Consider the following 9,443-nt stretch of genomic DNA (forward strand, 5'->3'; position numbering starts at 1 on the left):
AATCTAGTCTTCATGACTGGGAAGGAGTGAGCAAGGTTGAGCCTGCAAATTGAATTCGAGCAAGGCCGAAGAGCGCTGATTGTCAGATTGAAAGGCGAGCTGGATCATCATACGGCAGACGGCGTGAAAGCGAGGATGGAGGAAGCGATCGCCAAGGAAGATACGCGCCATGTCATTCTGAGCCTGAAGGAGCTCTCCTTTATGGACAGCTCGGGTCTGGGCGTCATTCTCGGCCGTTATAAGCAAATAACGGGCAAGGGCGGCAAAATGGTCGTATGCGACGTAACCCCCGCTGTATATCGCCTGTTCGAACTGTCCGGTTTATTCAAGATCGTATCGATACAGGACAACGAAAGATCTGCGATCTCCAGTCTGGAGGTTGCGCTATGAGCGATAAAAACTTTATGACGCTGCAATTTTCCAGCCGTTCCGAGAATGAGGCTTTCGCTCGGGTAGCGGTGGCTGCGTTCGTCTCGCAGCTGGACCCGACGCTCAACGAGCTGACCGACATTAAGACGGTCGTCTCCGAGGCGGTGACGAATTCGATCATTCACGGCTATGACAACCGGCGCGACGGGGTCATCACGATTACGACCCAGATCGAGGACGATATCGTGCATATTACCGTCGAGGACAGCGGTTCGGGCATCGAGGATCTGGAGCAGGCGAAGCAGCCGTTGTACACCTCCAAGCCGGAGCTGGAGCGGTCCGGAATGGGCTTTACGATTATGGAAAATTTCATGGACGAAGTGGAAGTTGTGACGGCTGTCGGAATCGGAACCAAAATTAAAATGATGAAGCGAATTGAATCTAAAAAAGCTTTATACAATTAGGGGTTTGATATATGGACGTCGATTTGAAACATGCCTCTCACAGTTATTTGGACGACAGTGAAGTCAAACGGTTAATCGCGCTCAGCCAATCCGGAGACGGGCTTGCCCGAGAGACACTTGTTAGCTGTAACATCCGACTGGTTTGGTCTGTAGTTCAACGGTTTTTGAACAGAGGATACGAAGCCGAGGATTTGTTTCAAATCGGTTGTATCGGACTGCTGAAGTCGGTCGATAAATTCGATTTATCGTATGACGTTAAATTTTCCACCTATGCCGTGCCGATGATTATCGGGGAAATTCAACGGTTTCTTCGCGATGACGGAACGCTGAAAGTGAGCCGTTCGCTGAAGGAGCTGGCGAATAAAATCAGGAAGACGAAGGATGAGCTGTCCAAACGGCTCGGCAGGCTTCCGACGATCAAGGAAGTGGCCGAAGAGCTGATGATTACGGCGGAGGAAGTCGTCTTCGCCCAGGAAGCGAACAAGCCGCTGTCGTCGATTCATGAGACGGTATTCGAGAACGACGGGGACCCGATCACGCTGATGGATCAGATTTCCGACGATTCCGGGGAAAAGTGGTTCGAGAAGCTGGCGCTCAATGAAGCGATAGGCACGCTTTCAGAGCGGGAGCGACTCATCGTCTACCTGCGGTATTACCGCGACCAGACGCAATCGGAAGTGGCAAGCAGGCTGGGCATTTCCCAAGTGCAGGTGTCGCGGCTCGAAAAGAAAATTTTACAATCGATCAAAGATCAGATTGCTCAATAACCGCCGAAAACGTTCTCCTTTGCGAGGGCGTTTTTTTTGTACGCGGATGCGTAGTTTACCTGCGGCACAATCCGCCACAATTCGTCAATTGTTTGGGTTTGTTTGGGTATGGATTCCTGATTTTTAGGTCAATTGCCTTGCTCATTAGAAATCAAGTAAGATCTTGCTTACATAGTGCCGTTTCCGTATAATTTAACTTGCATAATCCAAAAAAAGTAAAGTAGGTGCCGAATGAGTGACGTAAAAATGAGTATGTATCCGAGCACCCAAGTATTGGACGAAAGCGCGGTTTTAGCAGCAATGGAGAGGTCACTGGCCATGATCGAATTCGACACTCAAGGAAAAGTGCTGTGGGCCAATGATAATTTTGCTCGGGCAATGGGATATGATGCAGCCGAAATGCCCGGATTGATGCATCGGCAATTTTGCACACCGGCGTTTGCAAACAGCTCGGAATACACGGCGTTTTGGAGAAGTTTGAACAGCGGGCATCCCGTTCAGGAAAAAATTTTGAGGGTCGACAAAGAGGGGCGTCTTCTCTGGTTTGAGGCTACGTATACTCCGGTTTTTGATACGGAAGGCAAGGTGCAGGCCGTCATAAAAGTGGCTACGGATATTACGGCCCGGGAAAATGCCGCCACCCAAGTGACAAGCGACCTGCGGCAAATGGCCGAAGATCTCTTGAACCGCGCGGAAGCGGGGATTTCCCGAAGCCATGAAATTGCAGCGGCCATTGAACGGGTCGTTAAGGAATCCATTGAAAATACGCAGGCGCTGCAAGTGCTGGAAAAGAGAGCCGATGAGGTTCGCGGCATTTTGAAGACGATCCGCGATATCGCATCGCAGACTAATTTGCTTGCCTTGAACGCTGCGATCGAAGCCGCCCACGCCGGAGAGCACGGGCGCGGCTTTAACGTGGTAGCCGATGAAGTTCGGAAGTTGGCCAAGCAGACGGAAGATGCGGTGAAGGAAGTGAATGCCAATCTGGAAGGCATCGCCGCCCAGGTTGGCGAAATCGCCAAGGGGACGAAACGTTCGCAAACGGTCATCGCCGACAGCCGTCAGCGCATCGAGCAGGCCGTCGGCGAATTTACCGGCATCGGGCAAGCCGCGCGCCAGCTTGACCATCAAGCGAAGGCGTTGGCGGATATGCTGCAATGACACGAAGCAAGCTGAACTATCACCACGCCTGAATGTTATGGGAGTTCCGTAAATAAAATTTAAAATGCACGTAAAGAAAATGTCCCCGAATACAAAAAGGGGACATTTTTATTTAAATAAGACATGAATAACGAACTAGACAAAAAATGACAAATTACGAGCTTGTCCAACATTTGACAAAACAATAGGTAAATAGTAACAACTTTAGACTAATTTTGTTAACAAATAAATGACTTGACCGAAAACAATTCTCTGGGATAACATGGAAATGTCAGAAAATACCTAATACCCAATAATAAAGGAGAGAGCAAATGAGCAAGAAATCTTACAACATATTGGACGTAATAGCATCATATTAGTTGCAATGGAATTATTTATGAATTATCGTTTGTCATTTGCAATGGGTGTGGAATTGGCGATTGTGTGAGCAAAGCCGGCCTCAGGGCGCAGGTTTTTAAAATATTTTCGGAAGAACGGTTCGAACAACGATTCACATGGAAAAGGAGGATACCGATTTTCATTGGCGGTTCTGGAATTCATGCGGCCGAATATGAAATATAGAATGCAGGCGCAAGCGAAATCATAGCACTATCATAGCACTGGAGGGAATTTATACACTTATCGTTGCGGTTTCGGGTAAAAGCGGATATGGAACATATTTATTGTGCGTTAGTACTGGGATGAGTCTGTCTATTTAACCGGACAGCATCATCCTGAAAAAAAAGAATAGGGGAGTGTTCCATGAATTTGTTTTCACAACTGAATTCCTGGGTTTTTCATGCCAATCCGCAGTCGAATGCAGATATGCGATTGTTTTGTCTGCCTTATGCCGGCGGAGGCGCATCGCTGTACAGAGCTTGGGGCAGAACATGGCCCCGGAACATTGATGTTTGCCCGATTCAGCTCCCGGGCCGCGAGAATCGCGGGTTGGAGGAGCCTTTGGCGGATCTCAAACATGTCGTGCAAACGTTAGCCGGAGTGCTTCAGCCGCTGCTGAACAAGCCGTTTGCGCTGTTCGGGCACAGCATGGGCGCTTTACTCTGCTATGAACTTGCACAGGAGGTGAACAAGCGTTACGGCGTAAGCCCTGAGCGGCTATTCGTTTCGGCCTGCACGGCTCCGCAACTTCGTGTAGAGGAGAAAGAGGTGCATCTGCTGCCGGAAAAGGAGTTCAAGGAAGAGCTTCGCGTCTTGAACGGGACGCCCGACGAACTGCTGCAAAACGACGAGCTGATGGAAATTTTGCTGCCACGACTGCGGGCCGACTTTGCCATCTGCGAAACTTACCGTTACAAGGCCGAGCTGCCGGTTTCTTGTCCGGTAACCGTGTTCGGCGGTTTGAAGGATACCGGCGTTAGCCGGACGGGTTTGGAAGGATGGAAAGAGCGGGTAAGCGGTCCGTTTGCTCTGCATATGTTCGAGGGAGACCATTTCTTTATTCACGAAGAACTCGAATCTCTCAAAGCTTACATGCTGAGGGACCTGGCGGAAACCCGGGTTTTGGTTCCCGCAACCGGGCGGGAAGCTGTTTTACACAAAATTTAGACACGCTTGCTTCACGATATGATAGTATCTATTTGTATTAAATCCCATAATATCAAAAATATTACTTCTAAGATGCGGCATGGATGAATGCGTCAAAAAACAATTGAAACCAGCGGAGGGTGCGGTGAAATGAGTATTTTTGAACAATTGGAGTCCAATGTAAGATCGTATTGCAGAACTTTTCCAGTGACATTCGACCGGGCAAAGGGGGATTTGTTATATTCGGATAACGGGCGCGCCTATATTGATTTTTTCGCTGGCGCGGGCGCTTTAAACTATGGGCATAATAACGATTTTATAAAAGACAAAATGATTGACTATTTGCAAAAAGACCGCATCATGCACGGTTTGGATATGTACACGAAAGCGAAGGAGGAATTTATCCTATCTTTCTCCGAGCGCGTACTCCAGCCACAGCATTTGAACTACAAGCTTCAATTTTGCGGCCCGACCGGTACGAACGCGGTGGAGGCGGCGCTGAAGCTGGCGCGGAAGGTGACGAAAAGAACGGGAATTTTCGCATTCATGGGAGCTTTCCACGGCATGTCTCTCGGCAGCTTGTCGGCCACGAGCAATAAATCGCTGCGGGCCGGTGCGGGTATGCCGCTCGATCAGGTCACGTTCATCCCGCATCCCGGCAACCCATACGGAAGCGTGGATTCCCTGGCGTATATGGAGGAAATTTTGCTCGATTCGCATTCCGGCATTGATAAGCCGGCAGCCGTTATCATCGAAACGATCCAGGCGGAGGGCGGTGTCAACCCGGTAAGCCCGGACTGGTTGAGAAGCCTTCGGGAGCTGTGCAGCAGACACGATATATTGCTGATCATCGATGATATCCAAGTGGGCTGCGGCCGAACGGGCTCGTTCTTCTCTTTTGAACATGCAGGAATCGTTCCGGACATGGTTACATTGTCCAAATCGATTAGCGGTTACGGGCTTCCGATGTCGCTGCTGCTGCTTAAACCGGAATTGGACGAGTGGGGGCCCGGCGAGCATAACGGAACATTTCGCGGGAACCAGCTTGCGTTTGTCGCCGCCCAGGCAGCGCTGGAATTCCGGGACCTGGTTCAACTGGACGAGCAAGTGAAGAAGAAGGAAATGTTCGTAAAATCGTTTCTTGAGAATGAAATCAAACCTTTAAATCAAACTATTTCCATTAGAGGACAGGGGTTAATTTGGGGCATTGACGTTTCCGGCTTTGCGGACGAAGCGACGGCGAAGCTTATGACCAACTTGTGCTTCGAGGACGGTCTTATTATCGAGCGCGCCGGTAGACAGGATACCGTAATCAAGCTCCTTCCACCGCTAACCATTTCGATGGAAAATTTGAAAACCGGCTGCGAAATTATTAAACACGCCATGCAGCGGGCAGTCGGCAAACTTGAGTTCGTAAACAGTTAATTGTGTGAATAAGGTATTTTCAGTGATCGGGGGAGTACCACTTTGACCAAACGCATACCGGTATTTCGCAGATTAATACGTTATGTCAAACCGTATTCTTTCTGGGTCGCAGTTACGGTAGTTGCATCGCTTATTTTGGCTGCATTAGACATTGTGCTGGGCAAGTATATCGAACGAATGGTTGACGGGACGGTCGGTTCACTAACTGAAATTGTATTCTTGATCTCAGGAATGATTGTGATCGGTCTGCCTTTCAGGTATCTCATCAAATACGCTTCGGCCAGATTCAGCGTGAAGGCGCTGCGCGACTTGCGGAGTGAATTGGTGGGCAGAATCAGCCGCCTGCCGGTTGAAACCGTTGAACGCAATTTATCCGGCGATCTGGTCTCCAGATTGACGAACGATACGGGAGTGCTGCAAAACTTTTTTATTCAGCATTTTGCGAATTTGTTTTACTTGCCGATCGTTTTCGCCGGGGCGTTGGTCATGCTGCTGCTCACAAGCTGGAAGCTGGTGCTTTCCACGCTCATCCTGCTTCCGGTCGGCATGGCGATCGCCGCCTTGTTGACGAATTCCATGCGCTCTTTTTCCGAGAAAGTGCAGCAAAATATGGGTCAGCTCAATGCGCTGGCCCAAGATGCGGTCTCAGGCCTTGCCGTCATCAAGGCGTTTCAGGCGCAAGCGTATTTTTTTCAAAAATACAGCAACCTGATGAGGGACACCGTCCAAATGAGCTTGCGTCTGGAAAAAAGGTATGCCGCTCTCGGCCCGATAGCGATCTTCTTTCTTGCTGCGCCTTTCGTATTTGTTATCGTATACGGCGGCCGTTTGATCGCGCAGGGCGAGCTGGATGCCGGCGGCATCATTTTGTTCCTGTACCTGCTCGGTTTTATTTTGCAGCCGGTCAGTATGGCTCCGACCATGCTCGGGCAAATTCAGGAGGCCTTGGGTGCCGCCCGCCGTTTGTTCGAAGCTTTGGACTGGCCCGTGGAGGCGGATGGGACGCCTGTGCAGGAAGCCGATCTTACGGGCGATCCGGTCGTTTTCGACAACGTATCCTTTAGCTATGACGGGCAGACGAACGTGCTGAACGAGGTGAGCTTCCGGCTGCGGCAGGGGGAAACATTGGCGGTCGTCGGTGCGAGCGGAGGCGGCAAGAGTACGATTTTCAAGCTCCTTTGCCGTTTTTACGAACCGGAACAAGCCGGCAGTGTGAAATTGTTTGGACGCCCGCTTTCCGACTGGAAGCTGTCCGAACTCCGTTCCTGCCTGTCGGTTGTCGCACAGGACACGTATTTGTTCCCGGTCACGGTGGCCGAGAACATCGGTTACGGTCGGCCGGACGCCACGCGGGAGGATATCATTGCCGCAGCGAAAGCGGCGAACGCGCATGAGTTCATTATGCAGCTGCCAAACGGCTATGACACGCTTCTTGGCGAGCGGGGCGGCGGCTTGTCGGGAGGGCAAAGGCAGCGCGTCGCCATCGCGAGAGCGTTTTTGAAAAAAGCGCAGCTGCTGCTGCTGGACGAGCCCACATCCGCGCTCGATACGATGTCCGAAGCATTAGTCCAGCAAGCTTTGAAGCAGTTGATGACGAACACGTCGGTTATCGTCATCGCGCACCGCCTTTCGACGGTGAAGCAGGCTGACCGCATTGTGGTTCTCGATCAAGGGACGATTGCGGAGAGCGGAACGCACGACCAACTGCTTGAGTTTAACGGCGTGTATAAAAAGCTCTATTTGCATCAGCTTTCCCTTACGGAAACGGAGCCGGAAGGCGAAGATAAGTCTCGAGAAAGGGGGGCTGCTTATGCCGTTCCGTCAGGCCTTCGCTGATTTTCGCCAACTGATGTCATTTATGAAACCTCAACGAAACATGTATGTTACAGGGCTTGTCGGGGACAGTTTCGTGAATGCGAGTCTGACGATTGTGATGTCCTTCGTCATCCAGCATTTGCTTAATTATGCGCAATCCGGCCGAACGGACGAGCTTACGCGGGCGGTGCTGCTCGTTAGCGTGTCCGTGGCGGCGCTAAGTCTTTTGTCGCCCCTGTTCAGCTATTTATTTCTCCGCAGTATCAAAATAACGCTTGGTCAAATCCGCACGAGGCTGTTCGGACACATTGGAGAGCTTTCCTACCCGGCTGCGGAGCGCCGTCATTCAGGGGACCTGCTTTCCCGTTTAACCAATGACGTGCAGACGATCGAGCAGACCTACAACGAGCATTTGAAATCGATCGTATCCCAAATCATTACTTTTGCAGGCTCAATCATGGTGCTGATCGTTGTCGATTGGCGCTTCGCTTCGGTGCTGATCGTGCTCAGCCTGTTCACCGTGCTTTTCAATACGCAGTATGCAAAGCCGATGCGCAAAATCAGCGATAAGCTGCAGCTTCAAATGAGCGCATTTACGGAGCGGATGGGCGACTTGATCGCCGGATTGCAGGTCGTCAAACTGTTCGGTTTGTCAAACAGGGTGGGACGGCGCTGCGAAGAGATGAGCGAAGACATCTGCGAGTCAGGCATCAAGCAGGGGCACCAGTCCGGGCTGCTTGAGGCGGGCAACTTCCTAATCCAGTTTCTGAGCATGGGCGGCATGCTGTTCATCGGATTGTTCCTCGTATCCAAACAGCAGTTGGAGCTGGGTGTGCTTGGTCAAATCGTTCATTTGCAAAGCAACATTTCGCGTACGTTTTTTCAGCTCGGAGCGGCTGTAGCGTTGATACAGAACTCTTTTGCCGGCGCTGCGCGAGTCACGGAAATTTTGCAGGAGCCGACAGAAGGGGAGCATGCGAGGAGGCAGGTTCTGCCTGCCGATCCGGATAAAGGTTCGATTGCCGATGTGACGGGCGGAGAGCCGGCGGCTATTGAGCTGAGCGGCATTTCGTTCGGCTATGAGGCCGAGCGGCCCGTGCTTCGCGATTTGACTTTGAGCGTGCATGAAGGCTCCGTAACAGCGCTCGTCGGTCCTAGCGGAGGCGGCAAAAGCACCATTATGAAAGTATTGCTAGGGCTGTATCCGCCGAGTGGAGGCATGCTGAAAATAAACGGGAAGCCGGCGGTGCAGTATTCGCTCGAAGAGATCAGAGGGCGGATCGCCTATGTGCCTCAGGAGGCGTTCCTGTTTCACAGCACGATCGCCGAAAACATACGCATCGGCCGGTTGGATGCCGGCGACGATGAAGTGGAGCGGGCGGCCAGGGCGGCCAACGCGCATTCGTTTATTGCCGAGCTCCCGGACGGCTATAACGCTGTCGTCGGCGAGCGGGGAGCCAATCTGTCCGGCGGCCAGCGTCAGCGGATCGCCATCGCCAGGGCGCTGCTGAAAGATTCGCCGATTTTATTGCTGGACGAAGCGACCGCTGCTTTGGATCCGGTGTCGGAGCACGAAGTCCAACTCGCGCTGGAGACGCTCATGGCGAACCGAACGACGCTTGTGATCGCTCATCGGCTGAAGACGATCGAAAAGGCGGATTCAATTTGCGTAATTGCCGGCGGCCAATTGGAAGAACAGGGCACACATCAAGAACTGCTGGATAAGGACGGCTTGTACGCCGAACTTTACAACCTGCAATTTCATTCGCATTCAGAGAAAGAGCCGGCCTAGGAGTCTGTCCGACGGGTTGCTTTTGTGCAAACCTTCTACGGAGTTCCTCGGACAGACTCCTCACACATAGAAGGGGCTGTCCCTGGATTCCATCTTTATAATTTGACAGGAGTGTGCGTGCGTATC

8 protein-coding genes and 1 pseudogene are annotated in these 9,443 nt (G+C 51.6%); all 9 read left to right on the forward strand.

Annotation, left to right across the window (positions count from 1 at the left end; all coding sequences use genetic code 11):
* Positions 1 to 36: 36 nt before the first annotated feature.
* The 9 genes and pseudogenes from spoIIAA to AC6RNO_RS08495 all read left to right on the forward strand — a co-directional run bounded on the left by spoIIAA (position 37) and on the right by AC6RNO_RS08495 (position 9,317).
* Positions 37 to 390, forward strand: coding sequence for an anti-sigma F factor antagonist (spoIIAA, locus tag AC6RNO_RS08455; protein WP_474681487.1), 354 nt, complete (start codon positions 37 to 39; stop codon positions 388 to 390).
* On the forward strand, positions 387 to 833 hold the full coding sequence (gene spoIIAB, locus AC6RNO_RS08460; RefSeq protein ID WP_474681486.1) for an anti-sigma F factor: 447 nt from the start codon (positions 387 to 389) through the stop codon (positions 831 to 833). Before spoIIAA ends, spoIIAB begins: the two co-directional genes overlap by 4 nt.
* 11 nt (positions 834 to 844) lie before the next feature.
* Positions 845 to 1,600 (forward strand): RNA polymerase sporulation sigma factor SigF, encoded by a 756-nt coding sequence (sigF, locus tag AC6RNO_RS08465; RefSeq protein ID WP_474681485.1) that lies wholly within the window; start codon positions 845 to 847, stop codon positions 1,598 to 1,600.
* Positions 1,601 to 1,900: 300 nt separating this feature from the next.
* Positions 1,901 to 2,227, forward strand: a pseudogene (locus tag AC6RNO_RS08470) (PAS domain-containing protein); the annotation flags it as partial.
* Positions 2,228 to 2,266: 39 nt separating this feature from the next.
* Positions 2,267 to 2,761 carry a methyl-accepting chemotaxis protein gene (locus AC6RNO_RS08475; protein WP_474681680.1) on the forward strand — a complete coding sequence of 165 codons (495 nt, stop codon included), beginning with the start codon at positions 2,267 to 2,269 and terminating at the stop codon, positions 2,759 to 2,761.
* Between the two features lie 741 nt (positions 2,762 to 3,502).
* Positions 3,503 to 4,306 carry a thioesterase II family protein gene (locus AC6RNO_RS08480; protein WP_474681484.1) on the forward strand — a complete coding sequence of 268 codons (804 nt, stop codon included), beginning with the start codon at positions 3,503 to 3,505 and terminating at the stop codon, positions 4,304 to 4,306.
* A 129-nt stretch (positions 4,307 to 4,435) separates the two neighbouring features.
* Positions 4,436 to 5,710, forward strand: coding sequence for a diaminobutyrate--2-oxoglutarate transaminase (gene ectB / locus AC6RNO_RS08485; protein ID WP_474681483.1), 1,275 nt, complete (start codon positions 4,436 to 4,438; stop codon positions 5,708 to 5,710).
* 42 nt (positions 5,711 to 5,752) lie between these two features.
* Positions 5,753 to 7,546 (forward strand): ABC transporter transmembrane domain-containing protein, encoded by a 1,794-nt coding sequence (locus tag AC6RNO_RS08490; RefSeq protein WP_497105185.1) that lies wholly within the window; start codon positions 5,753 to 5,755, stop codon positions 7,544 to 7,546.
* Entirely contained in the window at positions 7,521 to 9,317 is a 1,797-nt protein-coding gene (locus AC6RNO_RS08495; protein WP_497105186.1) for an ABC transporter transmembrane domain-containing protein, read from the forward strand. Before AC6RNO_RS08490 ends, AC6RNO_RS08495 begins: the two co-directional genes overlap by 26 nt.
* Positions 9,318 to 9,443 lie beyond the last annotated feature (126 nt).

The organism is Paenibacillus sp. sgz302190 (assembly GCF_059820445.1).